This window comes from Methylobacterium sp. UNC378MF, assembly GCF_900103195.1.
Taxonomy (GTDB): domain Bacteria; phylum Pseudomonadota; class Alphaproteobacteria; order Rhizobiales; family Beijerinckiaceae; genus Methylobacterium.
In genome coordinates, this window is the sequence record NZ_FMWU01000048.1 from 1 (window position 1) to 22,772 (window position 22,772).

At 60.4% G+C, this 22,772-nt stretch carries 14 protein-coding genes and 5 pseudogenes; 10 read left to right on the forward strand and 9 right to left on the reverse strand.

Translation table 11 applies throughout. From position 1 onward, the window contains the following. Window positions 1–851, reverse strand: an 851-nt coding sequence (locus tag BLT59_RS29065) for a GDP-mannose 4,6-dehydratase (protein ID WP_091781393.1), incomplete at its 3' end; no start/stop codon positions are given. Between the two features lie 240 nt (window positions 852–1,091). Further along, window positions 1,092–1,274, reverse strand: a pseudogene (locus BLT59_RS29070) (IS66 family transposase); the annotation flags it as partial. 30 nt (window positions 1,275–1,304) lie between these two features. Between BLT59_RS29070 and BLT59_RS29075 the strand changes: the two are divergent. The 6 genes from BLT59_RS29075 to BLT59_RS29105 all read left to right on the forward strand — a co-directional run bounded on the left by BLT59_RS29075 (window position 1,305) and on the right by BLT59_RS29105 (window position 12,283). Further along, complete coding sequence (locus BLT59_RS29075; RefSeq protein WP_244514195.1) at window positions 1,305–1,751, forward strand: hypothetical protein; 447 nt, start codon at window positions 1,305–1,307, stop codon at window positions 1,749–1,751. Window positions 1,752–1,826: 75 nt separating this feature from the next. Then, on the forward strand, window positions 1,827–2,117 hold the full coding sequence (locus BLT59_RS29080) for a hypothetical protein (protein ID WP_244514196.1): 291 nt from the start codon (window positions 1,827–1,829) through the stop codon (window positions 2,115–2,117). Between the two features lie 1,652 nt (window positions 2,118–3,769). Beyond that, window positions 3,770–4,741, forward strand: a complete 972-nt coding sequence (locus BLT59_RS29090; RefSeq protein ID WP_139174148.1) for a class I SAM-dependent methyltransferase — start codon at window positions 3,770–3,772, stop codon at window positions 4,739–4,741. A 219-nt stretch (window positions 4,742–4,960) separates the two neighbouring features. Next, complete coding sequence (locus BLT59_RS29095; protein WP_139174149.1) at window positions 4,961–6,844, forward strand: hypothetical protein; 1,884 nt, start codon at window positions 4,961–4,963, stop codon at window positions 6,842–6,844. Between the two features lie 1,013 nt (window positions 6,845–7,857). After that, the gene (locus tag BLT59_RS29100; protein WP_091789357.1) at window positions 7,858–8,541 is read left to right on the forward strand and encodes a hypothetical protein; all 684 of its coding nucleotides are present in this window, start codon (window positions 7,858–7,860) and stop codon (window positions 8,539–8,541) included. Window positions 8,542–8,545: 4 nt separating this feature from the next. Continuing rightward, complete coding sequence (locus BLT59_RS29105; protein ID WP_091789360.1) at window positions 8,546–12,283, forward strand: glycosyltransferase; 3,738 nt, start codon at window positions 8,546–8,548, stop codon at window positions 12,281–12,283. Between the two features lie 215 nt (window positions 12,284–12,498). Here the strand turns inward: BLT59_RS29105 and BLT59_RS30955 are convergent. Together BLT59_RS30955 and istB are read right to left on the reverse strand one after the other, a co-directional pair. Continuing rightward, window positions 12,499–12,627: pseudogene (locus BLT59_RS30955) on the reverse strand (IS256 family transposase); the annotation flags it as partial. Window positions 12,628–12,767: 140 nt separating this feature from the next. After that, window positions 12,768–13,283: pseudogene (istB, locus tag BLT59_RS29110) on the reverse strand (IS21-like element helper ATPase IstB); the annotation flags it as partial. A 152-nt stretch (window positions 13,284–13,435) separates the two neighbouring features. On the opposite strand from istB, the pseudogene BLT59_RS29115 reads away from it, so the two are divergent. From BLT59_RS29115 to BLT59_RS29125, 3 genes and pseudogenes are all read left to right on the forward strand, one after another. After that, a pseudogene (locus BLT59_RS29115) lies at window positions 13,436–13,678 on the forward strand (helix-turn-helix domain-containing protein); the annotation flags it as partial. Between the two features lie 137 nt (window positions 13,679–13,815). After that, complete coding sequence (locus BLT59_RS29120; RefSeq protein WP_091789363.1) at window positions 13,816–14,769, forward strand: FkbM family methyltransferase; 954 nt, start codon at window positions 13,816–13,818, stop codon at window positions 14,767–14,769. A gap of 115 nt (window positions 14,770–14,884) precedes the next feature. After that, a protein-coding gene (locus BLT59_RS29125) for an IS630 family transposase (RefSeq protein ID WP_091789366.1) occupies window positions 14,885–15,828 on the forward strand; the annotation gives its coding sequence in 2 pieces (ribosomal slippage) (window positions 14,885–15,221 and window positions 15,221–15,828; 945 coding nt in all). 392 nt (window positions 15,829–16,220) lie between these two features. Here the strand turns inward: BLT59_RS29125 and BLT59_RS30960 are convergent. The 3 genes from BLT59_RS30960 to BLT59_RS32045 all read right to left on the reverse strand — a co-directional run bounded on the left by BLT59_RS30960 (window position 16,221) and on the right by BLT59_RS32045 (window position 21,116). Beyond that, entirely contained in the window at window positions 16,221–20,039 is a 3,819-nt protein-coding gene (locus BLT59_RS30960; protein WP_175544169.1) for a glycosyltransferase, read from the reverse strand. 250 nt (window positions 20,040–20,289) lie between these two features. Next, on the reverse strand, window positions 20,290–20,661 hold the full coding sequence (locus BLT59_RS32040) for a cupin domain-containing protein (RefSeq protein WP_280141096.1): 372 nt from the start codon (window positions 20,659–20,661) through the stop codon (window positions 20,290–20,292). A 23-nt stretch (window positions 20,662–20,684) separates the two neighbouring features. Then, window positions 20,685–21,116 carry a hypothetical protein gene (locus BLT59_RS32045; protein ID WP_244514197.1) on the reverse strand — a complete coding sequence of 144 codons (432 nt, stop codon included), beginning with the start codon at window positions 21,114–21,116 and terminating at the stop codon, window positions 20,685–20,687. Between the two features lie 4 nt (window positions 21,117–21,120). On the opposite strand from BLT59_RS32045, the gene BLT59_RS32050 reads away from it, so the two are divergent. Further along, complete coding sequence (locus BLT59_RS32050; protein ID WP_244514198.1) at window positions 21,121–21,957, forward strand: hypothetical protein; 837 nt, start codon at window positions 21,121–21,123, stop codon at window positions 21,955–21,957. Between the two features lie 219 nt (window positions 21,958–22,176). On the opposite strand, the pseudogene BLT59_RS32055 reads toward BLT59_RS32050, so the two are convergent. Beyond that, window positions 22,177–22,431 (reverse strand): annotated as a pseudogene (locus tag BLT59_RS32055) (transposase); the annotation flags it as partial. Between the two features lie 13 nt (window positions 22,432–22,444). Beyond that, on the reverse strand, window positions 22,445–22,772 hold a 328-nt coding region (locus BLT59_RS29145; protein ID WP_175544170.1), incomplete at its 5' end, for a transposase.

Genomic DNA, 22,772 nt, shown 5'->3' on the forward strand with positions numbered 1-22,772 from the left:
GCCGGCCGGAACAAGGCCGGGTCGATGACCAGATGGTCGTCGATGTTGAGCCCGACATGCTTGAACGCGATCGCGCACATGTCCCGCACCGTCGTGGTCCGGCCGGTGGCGATCACATAATCGTCCGGGCGGTCCTGCTGCAGCATCAACCACATCGCCTTCACGTAGTCGCGGGCGTGGCCCCAGTCGCGCTTGGCGTCGATGTTGCCCAGCCGCAGCTCCTTCTGCTGGCCCAGCTTGATCCGCGCCACCGCGTCCGTGACCTTGCGGGTGACGAACTCGACGCCGCGCAGCGGGCTCTCGTGGTTGAACAGGATCCCGTTCGACGCGTGCAGCCCGAAGCTCTCACGGTAGTTGATGGTCATCCAGTGCGCGTAGAGCTTGGCCACGCCGTAGGGCGAGCGCGGGTAGAACGGCGTCGACTCGCTCTGCTTGGCCTCCTGGATCAGGCCGAACATCTCCGAGGTCGAGGCCTGGTAGTAGCGCGCCTGAGGGGCGGCCGAGCGCAGGCATTCCAGCATGTGCGCGGCGCCCAAGCCCGTCACCTGCCCGGTGAGCAGCGGCTGCTGCCAGGACGAGGTGACGAAGGACTGGGCGGCGAGATTGTAGATCTCGTCGGGCTTGGCGGCCTGGACGATGCGCAGCAGGGCGGATTGGTCGAGCAGGTTGCCGTCGACCAGCTCGACATCGTCGAGGATGCCGAGCCACTTCAGCCGGTGATCGAACACGCCGGCATGGCTGGAGCGGCGCACGATGCCGGTGACGGCGTAGCCCTTCTGCAGGAGCAGCTGCGCCAGATACGCACCGTCCTGGCCCGTCACACCCGTGATCAGCGCTCGCTTGGCCGTCATGAACCCGTCCCGTTCCGAAGATGCCCGGCTGCTACGACCGCGACGGCATCCGCGTCAAGTTCGGGGTGCACCGCGAACATATCACCTCAAGAACCCATGCCGGTCAGGATCTATGTGGAATCACTCATACAAATTCTTTCGCGCACAAAAATTATTGTTTCTGATCATTTTTCAGTACATAGGTCGTAATGTGGCGTAATGAACAATATTGGCAATAACCCAAGCCTGTGATGGCAGCGTTCAGGCGCCGACGGTTTTGAGGATGGTGCCGAATGGATTGGCACCGCTCAGGCGCGCGGTGTCGACGACGGTGCGGATGGCGGCCTCGCCCTCGGCGGCCCACATGGCCCTGTAGCCGTTGGTCACTTTCCGCTCCACGACGGCCGGACGAAGCAGCCGCTCGGAGCCGTTGTTGGGCGGCACGGCGGTCTGCCGGTCGTGCCGATCCGATGGGTGCTGGTGCGCGATCCCGAGAGCCGCTTTGCACCGCAGGCCCTGCTCTGCACCGAACCGATGCGCGAGCCCACGCAGATCGTAGGGTGGTTCGTGCGGCGCTGGACCATCGAGGTCACATTCCAGGAAGCGCGCGCCCATCTTGGGGTCGAGACGCAGCGGCAGTGGTCCGACACGGCGATCGCCCGCACCACGCCCTGCCTGCTCGCCCTGTTCTCGATCGTCACACTGCTGGCCGCACGCCTCTCGGTTCGCCAACGGCGACGCGTCGCGGCCGCCGCGTGGTACCCCAAACCGCGCCCGACCTTCGCCGATGCACTGGCCGCCGTGCGCTGTGCGATCTGGCACGAGCGGACTTTGGCAACATCACCGCGCCGACGCGCCCGAACAAAACCCCGCTTCCGTTTGCCAGCGCCCTGGGCCTATGCGCTCTGCCACGCCGCATGAATGGCCAAAGATACCATGCAGGGAGCTGGAGATTGGATCACTCTCCAGTTTTCTGACCGTTGACCGGAGTTGGCCATGCTTGATCGTGAACAGATCCAGACAAACCTGCCTGAGGTTGCTGTGTTCGTCACGCTGGAACTCAGCAAGTCGGCATGGCTCCTGGCCGCCCAGGCCGTCCCGAGCGGGAAGGCCTCCGCACACCGGGTGAGCGGTGGCGACGTGGAGGGCCTGCTCGCCTTGCTGCGCCGCCTGCAGGCTCGCGAACAGCGCAGCTCCGGCCGAGAAGTCGCGATCATCCTCGGCTACGAGGCTGGGTATCTCGCCACCGGGCTGGTTCCGGAGGGCGCGCGCCTGAAGGCGGCCTGAGGATCAAGGTTCGTCCGCCGGGCCGGTCCATGGCACGTCGGACGAGTGGGGGCAGGCGTGTGACCGGAGCTCGACGGGGTTTGCTGCCGTCGCCAAAGATGGGTCCCGCCGCCTTCAGCCGGTTCGCTTGGCATGAGGCATCTTGGTCAGGAACGTTCTGTTCCGCCGGATACGAGTGGATCCGCGAGCCCGCCGCTCGCACGACATCCCGGCTCCCCCGCCCGTCCGAAACGTCGATCACCGACCCCGTTGCGGAAACGCCTCATACGAGTCGAGCTAAGCTGCCGTCTAAACCGCTCGACCTTAAGCGCTGGATCTCTCCTTGAGAAACATGGGAATGGGCTGGCTAAGGGTCATGGTAAAAAGGCAGGAACTATCATAATCACACAGAGTATTTATCGTCGACTGCGGAAGCTGTTTTGACCAGGGCAGAAATAGAATTTGCGTTGCACGTGTGCGTCCTTGATGATCATCTCCTTCACTCCATCGAGAAAATCTGACGCTTTGGCGAACCAGTACAGTCCGGCGCTTGCAAAGCGACTGATAGGGCGCTTCTCGGAACTTTCTGCAACCCACCCATCCGCATCCGTGCAAACATATGAATAACGAGGGTGCAAAGACGAAAAAGTAAAAACGCCGGCGTCTGCCCCATTCTGGCGGAAACTAGGAACGACCGTTTCAAGACCAACATCGATCTGATCTGTCGCGCTTGCGAGGAACAATTATTCCGTCAAATCAATCTGCTCGATCGCTAGCAAAGCGCTGCGAGCGGCCCCAGCTGTCTCTCCTCGAAGAGCGATTATTGCCGCCCGGGGGCGAACTGACAACTGCCCTGACAGAGTGGCGGGAGCGATCGTACGCAAGGCAAGCTTATAGCGCCCGAGGCGATAAATGGCTCGCGACTTATGTCGCGCGGGTGATCCCGCCCTCGCTCAGCGCTTCATGCAGTCTGGACGGTCGCCCGAACAGCCAAGGTTCATGAACCCGGCAGGATCGACGAAGGTGGGTGAACATAGCACAACCGTTGCCGAGATCGACGCCGGCCTGGCCTCGCCCGAGATCGTCCTGCGTTCTGGCGCCGAAGCCGTGTGGATCATGATGACTTACAGGTGTTCATCCTGGTGAAGGGCAATCTCACTGGAGGCAACCTCGTCCGCTGTAAGGGACCGGAGGATGCCTGAGGCGCGGCTGAAGAGAGGAGCTGGGCTGGCTGGGCGATCGGCGCAGCCGCCTTTGCTGGCTCCGTCGTTAACTCGGGTTTCGGCGACGGCTCGGGGCCAATCACGCTTGCGACGCTCGGACGGATGCCGCCGGGGGCGGCGGATCGGCCGCTGTTCTGAGAAACGATGCTTGCCGAACGCCGCGACCCTTGCCCTCGATATGAGATTGGCATCGAGTTCGCGCAGCGCCTGCAAGATTAGTTCTGCAGGAACGACATGATAGATCCGAGCGCGTCGCCGCGTCTTCCGCCCCTCGACGAACCTCTCAGCCGCGGGGAACGCTTTCGCATTGAGATGACGGTGGGTTGCCAAGACGCCGCAACCATTCCCAAGGTTCTCGGCGCAGGGCAAGTGGTCCGTGATGGCCACATCGATGTCCAGATCATGCACAGTGGGGTGCGTGTGCTCGCCGGTGGTTATCATGGAGCCTGGATGGCCGAGATCATCCGGCGGCTGCGCCGGCACCACGAACCGCAGGAAGCGGCGATTTTTCACGAGATCGTAAAGATGATGCCGGATGCGCCCAGCATGATCGAGCTCGGCTCATTCTGGGCGTACTACTCGCTCTGGCTGTTGCAGGCCCGCCCGGCCGCATCCGTCATCGGGGTCGAGCCCGACAGGTCCCACATCGAGATCGGACGGCCTTACGCGGCTCTGAATGGGCGCACTACGACGTTCATCGAGGCTTCGGTCGGCGCTCAGGCGCTGGAGCCGCGTCCGTTTGAAACCGAGTCCTCGGGCGTCACGTCCATTCCGCAGGTGATCGTGCCGCAATTGATGGCTGATGCCGGCCTCGACCGACTCGGCCTGCTGCATTGCGACACCCAGGGCGCCGAGACCGAGATCCTGACATCGTGTCGCCCGCTGCTGGAGAGGGGCGCGATCCGCTTCTGCATCGTCTCCACGCACCACCATCTCATCTCGGGAGACGCGCTCACGCATGAACGCTGCCTGCACCTCATGAAGGCGGCTGGCGGATTGATCCTGGCCGAGCACAGCGTGGCGGAGAGCTTCAGTGGGAACAGCTTGATCGCCGCCTTTTTCGGCACGGACCCGATTTACCTTCCAGAGTTCCATCTGAGCTACAATCGGACGTTTACAAGCCTGTTCCGCGACCCTCTCTTCGATCTGGCCGATGCGTGGGGCAACGTTGACCGTCAGCCATGGTCGTCACTCCGCGCTCTCTGTCAGGCCGGCGTGACGCCGCCGTCACAGATCACCGTCATGGACCTTGGGCGGCCGAACGCCGTACGCTGGCGCCGCCCGACAGGAAACCGATGTGATACGGATCGCGTGGCGGGTCGCACCGGCCTGCTTCGCAGGCGCGCCCCGGGCCGTGCGGAGGGGAATTTGCGAGGCCAAACCACTCTGTTCTATAGGATCCGGCGGGGTGACCCGGAATGACAGCGAAGATGTCCTCGAATCAATGTGTTGGCGTGAGTTGCAATGAAGACGGTTGCTCACCCGACCATCATCGTGAGGCTGGCAGCAGATGGTCCGTCACAACATCCTGTAAGACAGTCGCACACATCACAGTTTGACCTTGTTCGGCGCGCTCTCTGAATCCACCGAACGGGCAAGCAGCATTGCGCAGGACAGCCATGGCTGGGTCAGATATTGGGCGTGAAAGAAGCTTTCGACATGAAACTTGCGGTGCTGATCACGGGGCAAATTCGGAACGAGCATATATTCGCAGATCTGTGTGAGTCGGTCAGCGCATCCCGGCACCTGCTGTCCAAGATCGGTTACGCCTCGTGGCCGAACGAACTTGCGAAGGGCAGGGCTATCTCCGCTGCCAGTGCGCCGGAGTTGCCCATAAAATATATTGACTGTGGCGCTCCGCTTCCGATCTCAAGCGCGCCCAACGGGAGTATCACAAGCTTTCTTTTTCAGTATCAGCAGATTGCGAAGGGCCTGTCCGAGCTCGGCGACGACGACACCTTCGTCCTGCGGCTCCGCGCCGACATGACAAATCCGGCCATCTCGTCCAGTCTCATTCGCCTTATATCCGAGTACATAAAAAACCATGACTGCGCAACGCGGTCGATGATCGTCGGCAGTATCTCGTTCTGTGGTTTGTTCATTGAAGACCGCATCATGATGGTGTCGCCGACGCACGCCAGACGCATTCTCGCTTTTCCGTTGAATGATATAAGCCGGTACAATCCGAAAAACCTGTTCCCGGAGTTCTTGTTCTACTCCATCGCCGCGAACGTCTCGGACGATAATTTAATGTACGATTTCCGATTTAGGCTCTTCAACAGGAAGAAAGGCGGCCTGTTTACCGATTATGATTTTTTGTATTTCGGACCTGAATATAAAAATTATGTGGAAAGATATAAATTGATGTTCGCTGAGAATTATATGTATCTCGACGATTGCTTCGGCGACACGGCAGAGTATGTCGAGATCAGGGACCGTCTACCGCGATTTTGTAGCATCTACAGCCAAGAGGCTCTCTTCAGGGAGTTAGACGGAGAGGCGGACGCCTACAGTCGCGAGTATGAGCAGCGCCGCGTCACCGCCGGAGCGACCCCGGATCCACGGGATCCTTTGGAATCCGCATCTCATAGCTCGAACCAGGAAACCCGGGACACACTGCTGTCCTGCGCAAAGCAGATTGCTTATATCGAGTATCTATACCATCATTCCAAAAATGGCGAAATCATCGCTCTGAGCGATCAGATCAAGGCGCTGACGTTTTTCCGAGACGAAGCCCTCGAACGGCTGGGCTGCTCGTTGTTCGTTGGCGACTGCCCCGATGAAGCGTTCGATATCCTGTTCCCAATGTTCGAGCGTGGTTACGAAGGATTCGAGTGTCTATATTATTTATGCGTTATTCTCAAAATGAGGGGTGAAATGGGGCGCCTCTGGAAGGTCGCACAAACATTCAAAGCAAAACATTCCGCAGACCCGCGCGTGGGCAGCCATATTCTCACATATTTAGGCTGTGATCCGGACGAGTTCTTCGATGTCATCCTCAAGCAAAACAAGATTATGTCCGACGACCTTGAAGCCAAGCGTTCGGAGTTGGAGGATCTGCGGACGCGCTATCGGGACGCGGCGGGACAGATCAGGCAGTTGGAGGATAAGCAGGACCGTTTCAGGCGCGATCTCAATGCGGTTCTCTCCAGCACCAGAGAGGAATTGCAGGGCTCCGTTGGTGTCGCTGACGGTATCGGCGGGCAAAACGCCGGGCCACCGCTTCGCGCCGCCACTTCAGGCAACGAATCGGGTGAAGTTTCGGGATCCACCCCAATCGAACTGAGCGGCTATGCCCACGCGCTGGCAAGAGAATTTAAAGCGCTTAAGACAGAAAGAGATGAGTATCATAAAAGGTATGCGGCGGTCCTGGATTGGTGCGTGGCCTACAATCAGTCCACGCTCGAATCGTTGAGCTGGAAGGCGACGTGGCTGCTGCGGGTGCTCAGAATCGGTCGCCCCGCAAGGCCGAAGATGCCTGATTTCATGAGTAACGGTGTGGAGCGCGACCGGGAGCAGCTCTGAGGTTCGTACTGAAGGACATCTCGGATCCGCTTCCTTCTACGGATCTCGGCGGGAATTCATCGTGGGTGCCGCGTCCGGGGGCGATGCGGGTTCAGGGCGCTCTCCGCCGAAGCGGTAACTGCTTCCACGCAGGAGCGCGCATCACGACAAGGGCCTGCCGCTGGGCTCGATGGCCACGCGATCGGGCGCGGCTCCAAATCCGAGTCCAAGTTCGAGTTCAACTCCGCGCGGGAGACGGCCTCCAGGAGGCTTCGCCGCCGTCCGCGATCTGCGCCGAGCTGCGGTCTCCATCGCAGCCACAGGCCGCGCGATCGCAGCGGCGCGGGCGCTCGCAGCCTCGCTCCTGCCGCCCTCAGTCGGTTGAGACCGCACCGGGTTGACAGCCCGGTGATATCGATTCGCAGCAAAGCCAAGCCGAGATTAGGCGGACGTCACGCGGCTTCGCCCGTGGTCGTCACCGACGCGGTCCGCGCCCCGTTCGAGGCTGATCCAGCGCAACCGGAAGCGAGCTGCTTATGCGCCTCGACAGGCCCGATGCCGAGACCTTCGCCGATGCGCGTCGGTGCATCATGCGGCGGCCTCCAGGCTGGCGTACGGCTTTCCGATCCCGCAGTCACACGACACCGTTCCCGACACTGACGCGTGCAGCTCTGGATCCGGCCATCACGGGGATCAAGGCTCCATACGAGACGACGGTTGACGGAGATCGTTAGGCTGCACATTGCGGGTCGGCCCGGATTCGGGCACATGACCCACGGTGATCGCGGCCAACCTGCTCAAGAGGGTGGCGAGGTCGGCATCGCGGCGGAAACAGCGATGGAATGCCGATGGCTGGCGCCCGCTCGGCGACGATGAAGACAATTCCGGAGCATCGGCGATTAATATCTGTCGCTCTGCAATTCAGGCGTGTTTTATCTGGCGTCGTTGCGTCAATAGATGGAAAAATACGGTATTATTAGTGTATTGACTGTGTGGCGCAACACATTATGTTGCCGCGAGATGCCGAGACACCCATGTCCGAAGATAGCCCGAAATTTGATCGAGAGTACTACCTCAGGACCTATCCCGATGTCGCGCTGAGTGGCCGGGATCCGGCCGAGCATTATTTCGAGATTGGCTGGAAGGAGGGCCGGGATCCGTCTGAGACGTTTAGTACAGCCGGCTATCTGGCCGCCAATCCCGATGTCGCGGCGGCTGAGGTCAATCCGCTGCAGCACTTCCTCACGAGCGGCTTGGCAGAAGGCCGGGCAGGGTGGCGTAAGGGGATCGCCGAGGATCGAGGCCGGCCGGAGCCAGTTTGGGGCATCGACCGAGAGTACTACCTCAGGACCTATCCCGATGTCGCGCTGAGTGGCCGGGATCCGGCCGAGCATTATTTCGAGATTGGCTGGAAGGAGGGCCGGGATCCGTCTGAGACGTTTAGTACGGCCGGCTATCTGGCCGCCAATCCCGATGTCGCGGCGGCTGAGGTCAACCCGCTGCAGCACTTCCTCACGAGCGGCTTGGCAGAAGGCCGGACGGGATGGCGCAAGAGGAGCGCCGAAGACGGGGATGCGCCCGCAGCGTGGAACCACGACACGGCGTGGGGCCGAACTTGGGCGCGTCGGGAATACAAGGCGCCGATCCCGCTGACACCGCGCGCGCTGCGTATCTTCGCCCGCGTAACACAAATCGCACGCAGCCAACCGTTGGTGTAACCGAATGCGTATCCTGATCGACTTGCAGGCGGCTCAAACGGAAGCGAGTGGGCGCCGCGGAGTTGGACGTTATTCGACCGCGCTTGCCAAGTTCATGGCCCAATCCGTGGGAGATGACGAGATCTGGCTTGCTCTCAATGGGCGCTACGCCGAGGCAGCGGACCAGATCCGTGCAAGTTTCGAGAATCTGATTCCGCAGGAGCGGATCCGCCTCTTCGACGTTCCAGCTCGCGCATCCCATGTGCCAGACGGCAATGCGTGGCGCCGCCGAACCGGCGAGCTTTTGCGCGAGGCGTTCCTGGCCGACCTTAGGCCCGACTTTGTCCATGTGAGCAGTGTATTCGAGGGGTTGGGTGAGGACGCGGTCACCTCGATCAACCGGTTGAGTCAGCCGTTTCCAACCGGTGTGACACTCTACGACCTCATCCCCCTCCTGAATCCCGACCCCTATCTCGAGCGCAAGTTCGTACGCGACTGGTATTTCGAAAAGCTCGCCTCATTGAAACGGGCCGACCTCCTGCTCGCGATTTCGGAGTCGAGCCGCCGCGAGGCCCTTGACCACTTGGCTCTTCCGCCCGACAGAGTAGTGAATATTTCGGCTGCCGTCGATGAGATCTTTCAGATCCGAAACCTATCGTACGATCAGCGGGGTCGTCTGAAGAAAACCTACAATATACGAAAAAAATTTGTCATGTACACGGGTGGAATCGATTATCGAAAAAATACTGAGGGCTTGATCAAGGCTTGGGCGCTCTTGCCCCTACAGATCAGATCGAATTATCAGTTGGCGATCGTATGTTCGATTCAGCCACAGGATCGGGACCGCTTGAACGCCTTGGTCTCCGAGGTTGGGCTGCCGCGCGACGCCGTGATCTTCACAGGATATGTGCCCGAGGATGACCTTGTCGGTCTATACAACATCTGCGATTTGTTCGTGTTCCCTTCGCTTCACGAGGGCTTTGGCTTGCCAGCCCTGGAGGCGATGACTTGCGGGGCGCCGACGATCGGCGCAGACAACAGCAGCCTCGTTGAGGTGATCGGCCTGCCAGAGGCAATGTTTGACGCGCGCAGCCCGACCAGCATCGCGCGCACAATCGAGGCCGTTCTGGAGGACGTAGGATTTCAGGACGCCCTGCGGGCAAACGCGGCGCGGCAAGCGCAGGCGTTTTCCTGGAAGAACAGCGCCGAGCGCGCATGGGCCGCAATACGCCATCACGTCGAGACGCAGGCCGCGCGGCCCACGATGGTCTGCCTGCCGCATTCACGGAAGCCGACGCTCGCCTTCGTTTCACCGCTTCCGCCTCTGCAAACGGGCATTGCAGACTACAGCGCCGAGCTCCTGCCAGAGCTCGGGCGTTTCTACGATATCGAAATCGTGACCGATCAAGAAGAAATGTCCGATGATTTTGTCGTGGCAAACTATCCACGAGTTTCGACTAAAGATTTCAGAAGAAACTCTCGTCACTACGATCGCATCGTCTATCAGTTCGGTAATTCAGACTTCCACACGCACATGTTCGAGTTGCTGAGGCAGCGCCCCGGCATTGTCGTGCTTCACGATCTCTATTTGAGCGGTATCCAGGCTTGGCGTGAGCATCACCACAAAGAGCATCGGCATTTCTCGCGAGCTCTCGTCCGGAGTCACGGTTACCGCGCTCTGATCGACCACCTGGAGGGTGAGCCCGACGCCGCGATCTGGAAATATCCGGTCAATCACGATGTGCTGGAAGACGCGGTTGGTGTCATCGTTCATTCGGCATTCAACGATCAACGCCTGCGTGCAGCTGGACTCGAGCCTGAAGCCATCGCACGCATCCCACACCTCCGTACCGTCGCACATCCGAACCGGGCGTCCGCTCGTAAGCGGCTCGGCATCACGCATGACACGTTTCTCCTGTGTACCTTTGGGAACGTCGGCAAGAACAAGAACAGTCTCAAACTCCTGGACGCATTCGCGGACTTTGCGCAGGCCTGTTCCATCAAGACCAAGTTGGTGTTCGTCGGGCAAGGCAGTTCGGGTGATTACAAGGTGGCCTTCGATCAGCGCATCACCCAGAACGAGCTCGCCGGACAGGTCGAGGTCACCGGTTACGTCGATAAGGGGACTTACGGCGCGTATCTCGCGGCCGCTGACATCGCAATCCAGCTCCGTGCCTTCACCCGCGGTGAGACCTCCGGAGCAGTTCTGGATTGCTTGGCGCACGCCATTCCGACGATCGTCAACGCTCATGGGCCTATGGCGGAGCTTGACGAGGGGGCTGTCGTCAAACTCTCTGAAGATCCCAGCCGTGCGGAGATCGCTGAGGCGATCGGCAGTTTGGTCGAGCGGAAGGCAGAGCGCCAGAGGCTTTCCGAGGGCGCGACCGATCTGATCCGGGACGTCCACGCGCCCTACCGCATCGGTGAGCTTTACTGGCGAGCGATCGAGACATTCAGTTCGATCGGGACTGTTGCGCGACGCGAACTCATCATGTCGATGTCCGTGCAGGATAGGAGCTTCGCGTCTGCGGACGAGGCCGATGTTGCGGTGGTGAGCCGCTGCATCGATGTGAATGCACCGCCGCGCAGATCGCGGGTGATGTACGTGGATGTGTCTGAGCTCGTCGTCCGTGACTGGAAATCCGGCATCCAGCGCGTCGTCAAATGCGTCCTGTCCGAGATGCTGCGTCATCCACCCGCGGGGCTGCGGGTGGAACCGGTCTACGCCTCTCTCGATGAAGGCGGCGCAGGGTACCGGTCTGCCCGCCGCTTCACGTCCCGGTTCCTTGGCCAGGCTGACGACGCGTGGGAAGACGAGCCCATCGAACCTGCGAACGGTGATATATTCGTCGGCCTGGACCTCGCGCCGATCCTGGTTCCCAAGATCTTTGACGCAGGCGTCTACACGATGTGGCGCGCCCGCGGCGTGCGCCTCCACTTCGTCGTGTACGATTTGCTTCCTCTGCTTCGGCCGGAGTTCTTTGCGCTGGGTGCGGCCGACGACTTCTCCCGATGGCTCGGGACGATCGCGCAGGTGGCCGATAGCGTTGCGTGCATCTCAAGCGCCGTCGCGGACGAACTGAAGGCGTATCTGACAACGGCTGCGATGTCTCGGCGCGAAGGGCTGAAAATCAATTGGTTCCATCTCGGATCGGAGCTGGCTCGACCTGCCGGCCCGTCCTTTGACGCCCCTGTCGCGGCGATTGCGCAACTGGAACTTGTGGACAAGCCGTACGTCCTCATGGTTGGGACGTTGGAGCCCCGAAAGGGCCATCTCCAGATTATCGAGGCTTGCGAGTCCCTGTGGAAACAGGGGGGCGACACCTGCCTGGTGATCGTTGGACGGAAGGGCTGGCTCGTCGATGCGCTTGTCGCAAAAATCGAGACTCATCCGTTTCTAAATACGCGGCTATTCTGGTTCTCTAACATCGATGATGTCGCACTCGAGCGTTTTTACAGCCAAGCGTTGGGTCTGATCGCTGCTTCTTATGCCGAAGGCTATGGTCTGCCGCTGATCGAAGCCGCCAAGCGCGGCATTGCAATTTTCGCGCGCGATATTCCCGTGTTCCGCGAGGTGGCCGGTTCGCGCGCAACCTATTTTGACAGAACGGGAAATGCCCTCGTTCACGAATTGAGCGCTTGGATTGATCGCCTGCGCAACAAGACCGCCATACCCTCGACGGGGATCCCTGTCCTAACGTGGGCGCAAAGTGCCGCGCAACTGCTGACAGTCATTCGCGAGCCTGAATCGCGTGCGTCGTGAGGCGGCACGCAGGCGTTCCCTCTGCTCCACCCTCCGATCGACGCAAGGATCGTCCTGGCATCAACGTCGCTCAGGTGACCTGACCGGTATTTTGGACCGGGCCAGATGTGAGGCTACTGCATGGTAGTGCCCATGGGTAGCCGGAAGGGGTCGTGTCCCCTGGCGTGGTGTAGCTCGCTGCGAGCCCTCACGATCACCGGCTTGGGCCGGGAGGATCAGGCTGCCAGGGTGGGCAGGCTGACGAGAGGATCATCGCTGATGGGGGCGATGCTTTCCAGAGCGATGTAACGGGCTCGCTGGACGGCCCATTCGTCGTTCTGTTCGAGCAGGATCGCGCCCACAAGGTGTTAAAAAGCGTTGGAACGGGACCCCGGATCGGCGTGCAATCGGGACCCCTTCACAAGCTAGGTACGGCGCGGCTGAGCTGATCCGACGTCCAGCTTTGGCTTCGTAGGCGCTGGCCTCAGGCGCGGTTCTTGAAGCGTCAGCTCTCATTGCCGGTCTCGACGATCTCACAGTGATGGGTGAGCCGGTCGAGCAGCGCCGTGGTCATCTTCGCGTCGCCGGCGAATACGCTCGGCCACTCACCGAAGGTGAGATTCGTGGTCACCACGATCGAGGTGGTCTCGTAGAGCTTGCTGATCAGGTGGAACAGCAACTGGCCGCCTGACTGCGCAAACGGCAGGTAGCCGAGTTCGTCCAGCACCACGAAGTCGAGCCGCATGAGATGGTCGGCGATGCGGCCCTGCCGGCCGGCACGCGCCTCGGCTTCGAGCCGGTTGACGAGGTCGACCACGTTGTAGAACCGGCCGCGCTTCCCGTCCCGGATACACGCTCGCACGATGGCGATGGCCAGGTGCGTCTTGCCGGTGCCGGTGCCGCCGACCAGCACGACGTTGCGCTGATGGGCCAGGAACTCGCCGCCAGCGAGGTCGCGCACCAGCCCCTCGTTGATCGGCGTGTCGGCGAAGGCGAACTCGGCGACGTCCTTAGCCAGGGGCTGTCGACGCCGGATGAATGATGGGCGGAGGCGCCGACTGAATAATCCCCAGTTACGCGTGCCTCCGCTGAGGCGGGCGCGCAGATCCGGGCAGCCGGGCGTCGTCACCTCGCCGATGATCAACCCTCGTGAGCGCACGAGGAGCATTGGCGATGGTCCAGCTCGGGGAACTCGTCATGATCCTGGACCTGCCCCGCCAGGGCCTGTCCGTCACCGCCATCGCCCGGCAGCTCAACCTCGACCGCAAGACGGTCCGCAAGTACATCGCCCGCGGCCTCGAGCCACCCGCCTACAAGCCGCGCCCACCTCGCGAGCAGCACCTCGATCCCTTCATCGCCTATCTGCGCGAACGCGTCGCCGCCTATCCCGCGCTGACTGGCTCCCGGCTGTGGCGGGTTTTTGATGCCTGGCCGTCTGCTATCACACGGGCTCCGGCAGCTTGGACGGCCGCCCCTCCAGCCCCGCCGCGCGGGGCTTTTCCGTTCGTGAGGGCGATCGCAGCGGCTTCTTGCAGCAGCATCAAAGGTTCTTGATGCGCGGCAGCACGGATCGGCCTATCACCCCGTCCGCAGAATTCGTGTTGACTGCGACCGGGGGTATCATGGGAACGGCCGAAGCGTTTGGGACGCTACTTAATGCATGCGATCCGCTCAACCTCGTCGATGTCGGGGCACGATGGGGCGCCAATCCCAGGTGGGAAGCCCTTGCAAGCAAGGTGCAGACAATCTGCTTTGAGCCAGATGGCGACGAATGTGCCCGGCTGGCCGCGAAGGCGCCGCCACACGTTCGCTACCTGCCGTATGGTTTGGCCGAGCATTCAGGCCCTCAAACCCTCTACATCACACAGCAACCTGCCTGCAGTTCGATCTACCCACCGGTGTCTGGTCTCTACAACCACTATCCCTCACTTTCAGAAATAAGGCCGGTCCGAGCTCTAGATATTGACTGCCGCTCCTTGGACGAAATTGCGACCATGGAGAAACTTGATGGAATTACAGCGATTAAGCTGGATACGCAGGGATCCGAGCTGGACATCCTGCGGGGCAGCAAGAATGTTTTGAAGCATTGCTGTCTCGTAGATATCGAAGTCGAATTTAATCCACTTTATGAGGGTCAAGGGTTGTTCTGCGACGTTGATAGATTTCTGCGCGATCGAGATTTTGTGCTGTGGCGCTTTGAGAATTTAGTGCATTACGCGCCAAACGATGTTCACGCTGCACGGACGCAGGTAACAATCTCAAACGAGCCTCGGCACGATTCGATCGAGACGACAGGCGGTCAGCTTTTCTGGGCGCAAGCTCAGTACGTGCGCGCAAAATACCCGCGGACGAGTGACCTTCCTATCCCGGAAAAGGAGGGACTTCGAGCGGCCCTCGTTGCAGGTCTTTATGGTTTCTGGGACCTTGCGATCGAGATCACGCGCAAAATGCCGACGCCTGCGTTACATGACGCACTTCTGTCTGAGCTTTCAAATAGGCCGGAGTGAGACGGCACCGTGTACGCGCCTTTAGAGCGTTTTCGGTTTGAGCTGAATCGGATGGTTGGGGTTCACGTGAATCTGTCGAGCTGATTCATTGCGCGCTCCAGATGAGGAGCAGGGCATGGGCCGACCCTACAGCCAGGATCTGCGTGAGCGGGTAGTCGACGCGGCAGGGGCGACCTCGCGTCGGCAGGCGGCCAGGCGCTTCGGGGTCGGTACCGCGACGGCGGTCCGCTGGATGACGGCACTGGCCACGACCAGGACGGTGGCGGCTCGTCCGCAGGGGCGGGCACGCCGCTCCAAGCTCGATCCGCACGAGGCGTTCCTGCGCCGTCTGATCGCCGAGCGAGACGACATCACCCTGGAGGAGATGCGGGTCCGCCTGCGGGAGGAGCGCACTCTTACGGTCGGGCTCGGGACCCTGTGGAGCTTCCTCGACGCGCGCGGCCTGACGTACAAAAAAAGACAGCCCACGCCGCGGAGCAGAACCGCCCGGACGTAAAGGCGGGCCGCCAAGCTTGGTTCGAAGGCCAGCCCGACCTCGATCCCGCGCGCCTCGTGTTCCTCGACGAGACGTGGACCGCCACCAACATGGCCCGCACCCGCGGACGCGCCCCGCGTGGAGAGCGGCTGCGCTCGGGCGTGCCGCACGGCCACTGGAAGACGACCACCTTCGTGGCGGGCCTACGCCTGTCCGGGATCGCCGCGCCGTTCGTGCTGGACGGAGCGATCAACCGCGACGCCTTCCAGGCTTACGTCGCGCGCGTGCTCGTGCCCGAACTCACCCCTGGCGACATCGTCGTGATGGACAATCTCGGCAGCCACAAGGGTTCGGCGGTGCGAGCCGCCATCGAGGCGGCTGGCGCGCAGATGCTGTTCCTCCCGCCCTACTCGCCGGACTTCAACCCGATCGAGATGGCTTTCTCCAAGCTCAAGGCGCTGCTGCTTAAGGCAGCGGAGCGCACCGACGACGGGTTGTGGCTGGCCATAGGCCGGCTCATCGACACCATCACTCCCGATGAGTGCGCCAACTTCTTCGCCGCCGCTGGGTATGATCCAGATTAAACAGAAAACGCTCTAGATGGCGGCTATCGCGGCGGTTGGCTCCGCTGAGCCTCACAGCGAGAGGCCGTGCCTTTCGCCTCCACGATGAGGTGGCGCGTGGTGCCCGGCTTGCCCCAGGCCGCTGGGTTCGACCTCTCACCGGCAGACTGGCTCAATCGTCCGAATGCCGCCGCCCCCGCGGCGAAGCTTGGCCGCACTCTCTTCAGACGAACAAAGCAGGAGGGCAGCAGCCGGGTAACCAACGGAATCCAAGTTTGCCGGCCGCGAACCCATCGTATCGAGTAATTTCCATTGTCGCATCTTTACCGAAGATGGCGCGAACCCAATATCGCCAAACACGACCGTCGCACTATCCCCAATCCAAGCAAGGTCTACAACTACACTACACCGTGTCAATTCAGCAGCAAATCTTTGATCTTACGTTGGAAGACCTCAGGCGAGAAATCTTCAGCTCTGCGGATGGCAGCATGCGACAGGATTTGCCGATCTGTTGCATCGCACGAGAGCAAAGCTCTCGTGCTCTCCACAAGCGTCTCGATTGAGTCGTACAAAAACCCGTTTACGCCGTGCTCGATAATTTCCCGTGGGCCACCGGACGCTAAAGCGAAAGGGATCGCGCCGGCCGACATAGCTTCAACGACGCTTATTCCGAAATGCTCGGCTGTCCAGGGTTCATTGGTCAGATCAGCCTCAAGCCCGGCTCCGTGCCAGTAAATCTCGGTGGACGCATACAATTCGGTGAGACTTTCCGGCTTGGCGTTTAGATGGAAATGAATTGGAAGACCGGAACCCATATCCACGAGCCGCTCGACGTATTCCATATGCTTCTTTTCCGGAATCGTCGATCCGACAACGTGAAATTCGACAGCGTCGTCACATCGCTCTTTCAGGAGCTTGAAAGCCTGTATGAGTAAATCGTGACGCTTTGCATGTCCTCCGACGAAAAACCGGCCGACAGTCATAATCGAATTCATACGCTTTACAGAAGGGCGGATCTGCGCAACCGGCGGCGGGACCAGACAAACTGGAACATCCGGAGCCTGTATGCTGTCGAGTCTCGCTTCGATATGCCTTTTTGCATACACTGAATAAGCAACATATTTCTGGTATCCTGCGATGCGGCTCCTTCTCTCCGCATTGACAGGAACATGCATCGGGAAAGGAAACTGGCAGATATAGAAATTCTTCTGTCCAATTGCATCCTGCCTCGGAACGACGAAATTATCCATGCTAACGAATACAGCTGGAGGCGCGGCTTCGTTAAGATCTGAGAGAAGCCGTATTTCTACGAGATCTAAGTTCAAAGACAGCTCTTCGGCGAGGCTCCTCAACCGCAACCCGCTGTACAGGTGTGGAAGCGCCAGAACGACTTTGTAACTCGCTGACAGAAGCGCAGCGATCGAAAGAAGATAGCGCTCGCCTCCCCCTGGGGTAAGCGGGTAGGGCGTGTGTAGAACCGCAACAGGCCTTTCCATTTTACGAGCCTGCCCCTGGTCCAACGAAGAAGGCACGCCGCCAGATTGTGATCGCGAATCGATGCCTTGTCCTCTTAGCGGAGAAGACCAACGGTCCATGAACTTACGCCGATTGAGGTCTTCGATGTATTTACACTTATCAAGCGCGACAGCCGTTCCATCGGCAGATGTGTGATGCTGCTTAGCGTACTCCAACTGAAATACCGGCTCTCCGGCAGCTATTATCTTAGCAACTAAATCGATATCCTCGTATGGACCAGGCTCGAAGGCTAGGTCAAAGCCCTTTACCTGAAAAAACACCTCCCTGCAGAAAAGCATTACGTCAAAAAATCTACCACCGCGCGGCGGGGATCCCGAGAGGGAATAGAGCAACGTATCGAGGTCCAGCCTCCTCAAATTATACTCCGCCCCCCCGGAACCGGCCGATTGAGCTCGACTCGGCTGCGCAGCAGAAAACGACACGACTGCTTGCGCAGAGTTCCCCCCTTGCAGATCCTGCATAGCGGCAACCAAGCCTCCGGGCGGCGGTAGATCAATACCGGACAAGATACATAGCTGACGACCGCAGGATGTTTCTGCCGCTATGTTGAGGGCCTCTCCGTTGAAGCGGTCGCACCCGATTTGAACGATATTTACCAGTGGAAATATGAACGACAAAATTTCCAGGTCACTGGCATCGCTCCCATTGTCCGCAATTATTATTTCGTGGGGCATATTATGTATATTATTGCTTATCCAGCGAACCAGCCGAATTATTTCTGAAGCCGAATTTTTATTAACGATGAGAAAGGATATTTGAGGTAGCCCGAACCGGCAGCGAATGGAGTCGCCGCTTCTAAAAAGCGGGACGTCGTGCCGCTGAAACATAAGGGCGTCGGAGGCCTCTACGATAGATCGCACAGTGGCGGACCAGGAAGCTGGTCTAAACTCGGATCGGATCCGCGACTCAGCGGCTAGCCTTTCCGCTGGATGAGAGAGCGCCCTCTCAAGCTGAGTTACGAGGCTCTGTTGCGAGTGTGGGTCGAAATACCAAGCAAGATCACCCGCGTGTGACCTTATCACTGCCAGGTCGGACGAGAGGCAAAGCTTGCCGTACGCCATACTTTCGGCCACGGGAAGTCCATATCCCTCGCTCGTTGAGGGAAATACGGTGAACAGGCATGTCCGATACAGTTCGGCCACGTCAGAGTCGCTCGCAAAGTCAATGAAGACAATTATTCTAAGCTCTACCAAACGAGAAAAGCGAGGCTCTGACGAAAGACCTTCATCATCTCGGCCGACCAACACCAGCTGTGGCAAATTATCTCCGTAATTCCCATTGTACAACTCGAGCCAGGAATTTAAAAGAAGTCTTTGGTTCTTTCGCCGGTCAATAGTTCCAACACATAGCACGAAGCTGTGGCCAACCCACTCTCCCAGATTTCCGGACGGAATTCGGCCAGATTTTAAAGTGCGCGTACCAAACGGAATTTCTCTAATGGTGATCTTAGGGAATAGCTTGTTCGCCAACAGCCACTTTGAAATATCCTGAGCGACTACCGCACTCGATACAAAAATTACGCTGGCGGTTTGTACTGCTACAGAGAGCCAATGTGTAAATGACCGCGCATGAAGAGGGCTAACAAATTCTGGATTAGTAATAGGTATAATATCATGCACCAATACACTGATTGTCACGCCGCGTTCGCTTAAGCTAGCGAGAAGGAGAGCGTCTGATGCATTCCAAACTACGCCTGCGAACACAACATGATCGCCGCGCGCAGGGCGGTATGCACTCAATTTGTCAAGCGCTGCAGGATGATCGGTTCCAGCAATGGCATCGATCATATATCCGGCAGCCTGAGCAATGTTCGAGATAACCTGTTGATCCACGAGGCGCGTCAAACCTACCCCTGTATGATCTTTAATACACGGGATGAAAGCTTGGTCTATCTCGAACAACCCAGACAACAAAATCTCTGATGTCACACGGCCGACACCAGTCAGATGCGAATGATGGCTCAGCCATTCTATTGTGTCGCCAACGTAGTACCAACGCAGCGGGTCTCGACCGACTTCCGGTAGTACATCAGACTTATTAAAAGTGAGGCGTGTCGGCCGGTTCTCTGAGTAGCCGTACTTGATGTAGTGCTGAACTGGATCGGCACCTGCCTGCAAAACATCAGGATTCAAAGATAAATACAAATTTCGGTCGAAATACCTTCTCCCAAGTTCCGCAAAAATTGCTTCTTCAGCGGCTGCTGGAGACGGATGGCGACCTTCTGCAAATCCATATTCGACGTAGTGCGTGAACGGGTCCTTTCCTCCGGCGACCGCGTCGGGATTACGGTGCGCGTACCACAGGCCGTCAAATACTTGACGGGCAAATTTCTCCAGTTCCCACACTCTGCGTGTCGGAGCGCTTCCGGCCGGAAAGCCACGTTCGACGTAGTGTCCGGTCGGATTTTCGACGGCCGCCGGAATCTGGCGGTTCTGGTCTGCATACCATGCCGGATCAAACGTCCGACGTGCGAGCTCATTCAGTTCCCATATTTTACGTGTTGGAGCTCTGCCCTCAAGCCGGCCGTGTTTGATATAGTGACGCAATGCCTCAATTTTATCGCCGCGCAGATCGGTATATCTATTCAGATACCACTCCGCGTCGAAGAGCCCGGCGCTCTGCAAGAATTTTAACTGCCTGCTCAAAACGAATCTGCTGAACAGATTATTTAAGAAATTTGGATTGAAAGCTTGCAAGGCACTTATCCATGGAGACGGCATTTAGAGAAATTCTTATTTGTTAGGATGATCTTGAATGGAGAGCGGGATTGCTGCGTAATCTACGTCCAGCAGCTTCAGGAATGCAGGCTGCGGCTGCCTTGCATTCGTACTGCTAGACCGAAGACCGCAGCGGGTACGCCACGCGCTCATCAACAATCTGCCAAGGCGGTGAGACAGGCTGCCGGTTGTATACCGTTGCCATTGCCCTTTGAAGGCGGAATTGGAACTATCGTCCGTAGATGTCCTCGACGCGGATGATGTCGTCCTCTCCGGTGTAGGAGCCGACCTGGACCTCGATCAGCTCGAGCGGGATCTTGCCGGGGTTGGCCAGCCGGTGCATCGAGCCGATCGGCAGGTAGACCGCCTCGTTCTCGTGGACCAGCACCACCCGCTCGTCGATCGTCACCTCGGCGGTGCCGCGCACCACCACCCAGTGCTCCGCCCGGTGGTAGTGCTTCTGCAGCGACAGGCGCCCGCCCGGCACCACCTGGATCCGCTTCACCTGGAAGCGCTCGCCGAGGTCGATCCGCTGGTACCAGCCCTGACCTGACCGGCTGGCTTTGGTGTCAACGAGCGCCGAAGTCTGGTTCTTCCGCACTCCGTGTGGCGCGGAACGCCAGGTCAGGTCGCGGTGAGGGCGCGCTGGCGCAACAGCGCGAAGCCCGCGCGGCCGAACATCGTGCGCTTGAGCATCTTCAGCCTGCCGATCTGCCCCTCGACCGGATTCGTCAACCAGGGCGTCGTGATCGTGCCGCGTAACGCGTCCCTGTCGCGCTCGAGGCCGACGGCGAACTTCGCCAGCGGTGTCGCGGCCACCGCTGCGAACCAAGCCTCCAGACTCTCGCCCGAGCGCCGTCGCACGAGGTCGACAAAGCGCGTCGCGACGGCCACGCTCTTTGCCAGATCGGGTGCCTCCACCCGCAGGCGATCGAGGAAGCGGCGATCGTCCGCAACGAGTGTGCTCGGGTCCGCCTGCAGAAGCCACGCCGTCCGGTTGATCGACGGGGGCCGCCATGGCGGCGCGCTCGTCGAGCTGGGCGTGGCGACCATCATGTCCGTGCTCGCGACGCCGCCTCATCGCCCAATCCCGCACGACCCGCGGACGGATGTCGGCCCCCGCCCGGATCAGCCCGCGGGCGAGTTCGGCGGCGTTGCGGCAGCCGGCCTGCCAGCGCGCCTCGAGATGATCGCGGTAGGGATCGAGGATCGTCGGCACGGTGCGGCGTCGCTGCCAGGAGGGCGGCGCGTCCTGGCGCAGCCAGACCCGCACCGTCTTGCGATCGAGATCCAGAGCGCGAGCCATGCCGGCCACGGAGGCGCCGGCCTCGGACAGTCGCTTGAGCTCGGAGTACCGAGCCCGATGCGGCGCGTGCGTTGCCCGCTTCGGAACCTCGATCGCCGTCGGCGGCCGCGCGGCTCCCGCTACAGCCCGCGCCGCCTCGACCTCCTGATCGACACGCGCACGACCGACGGCGCGGATCACGCCATGATGATGGGCGACGATCGCACGCAGGGCGACGCTGAGGTTACGCAGCAGGTGAAAACGATCGAGCACGTGCTGGGCTTGCAGCGCGCCCGCGCGGGCGCCCTCGGCGAAGACGTCGGCGCGGTCGCGAGCGATGACCTCGATGCGCGGATGGGCGCGCAGCCACGCGGCGACGCTCCCGGCGTCCCGATGGGGCAGGAGATCGAGGACGGTGTGACGTTCGAGGTCGACGAGCATGGTGCCGTAGCTGCGCCCGCGCCGCCAGGCCCACTCGTCGATGCCGACGACGCGCGGCTCGGGCTGCGTCGGCAGAGGCGCCGCACGCACGAGGCGCACGAGGGTATCGCCACTCACCGGCATCGCGACACGATGCGCCATACGGGCGGCGGGCGCACCACCGAGGGCTAGACCGAGATGGCGCTGGAGCACGCGCAGCCGCTCGGATCGGCGGGCGTGAGCGACGGCGACGTCACCGACGCTCTCGCTGAAGGTCCGCCGCGGGCAGGCTGGGTTCGCACAGCGGAAGCGTCGCAGCCGAAGGCGCAGGCGGACGGACCGGCCCACCGCGCGCACACGATCGAACACAGCGCGACCTGCCACGCGGACAGCGGCGTGATGGCGAGCGACGATGGCGTGCAGCGCGAGGCCGAGATTGCACAGGAGGTGGAAGCGATCAAGGACCTGCTGGGCCTGCGGGGCACCGGCGCGCACGCCCTCGGCGAAGATCTCGGCGCGGTCGCGGGCGACGATCTCGATACCGAGATGAGCCCGCAGCCACCCGGCGACACTGATGGCATCCCGGTCAGCCAGCAGATCGATGACGGTATGCCATTCGAGATCGACGATCATGGTCCCGTAGCTCCGCCCGCGTCGCCAAGCCCACTAGTGCACTGACTCAGACGGATGGTTCAGGGAATCGGCTGACGGCGGCGAGGATGTCGGTGGCGGGTTTGGTCCAGACGAAGGGTTTGGCGCTCCGGTTGTGCTCGGCGATGTAGCGTTTGATGGCCGCCTGCAGGTCGACGACGCCGGTGAAGGAGCCTCGCCGCAGCCGACGACGGGTCAGCGCTGAGAAGAAGCCCTCGACCGCGTTGAGCCACGAGGCCGAGGTCGGGGTGAAGTGGAACGTCCAGCGCGGGTGCCGGGCGAGCCAGGCGCGCACCTTCGGATGTTTGTGGGTGGCGACGTTGTCGAGGATCGCGTGGATCGCCTTGCCGGGCGGG